This window comes from Hymenobacter persicinus, from assembly GCF_004167665.1.
In the GTDB taxonomy this organism is placed as follows: Bacteria; Bacteroidota; Bacteroidia; order Cytophagales; family Hymenobacteraceae; genus Hymenobacter; species Hymenobacter persicinus.
In genome coordinates this window covers 1-504 of sequence record NZ_SEWE01000113.1, presented here as the reverse complement: position 1 = coordinate 504, position 504 = coordinate 1, and the positions used below count along the sequence as shown (strand labels likewise).

Genomic DNA, 504 nt, shown 5'->3' with positions numbered 1-504 from the left:
CAGGACCAGGCTGGCAACGGCAACACGGCCGCTGCCTCGGCTTACGCCCTGACGTTTGTAGCCCCCACCATCACGGTGAGTCCAGCCTCGCTGCCCAGCGGTACGCAGAACGTAGCTTACAGCGTGACGCTGACTGCCTCGGGTGGCTCGGCCCCCTACACGTACGCCGTTACCTCCGGCGCCCTGCCCACGGGCTTGGCTCTGTCGGCGAGCGGTACGATTTCCGGCACGCCTACTACCAATGGCCCGTTCAACTTCACCGTGACGGCCACCGACAACTCGGCAGCCCCAGGTCCCTACAGCGGTTCGCGCAGCTATACGCTGGCCATTTCGACCCAGCCAGTCACGGCCACCCCGGTAGTGATTGTGCCGGCCAACGGCGGCTTAGTAAACACCTCTACGCCGACCTACGCCGGTACGGCCCCGGTTAACGCCACGGTAACGTTGTATGTAGACGGCGCCGCCATTGGTACAACCACGGCCAACAGCGCCGGCAACTGGGCC

Annotated in this window: 1 protein-coding gene; it reads left to right on the top strand. The window is 65.3% G+C overall.

The annotated features are described in order from the left end of the window. On the top strand, nt 1-504 hold a 504-nt coding region (locus EWM57_RS20815), incomplete at both ends, for an Ig domain-containing protein (protein WP_207218376.1).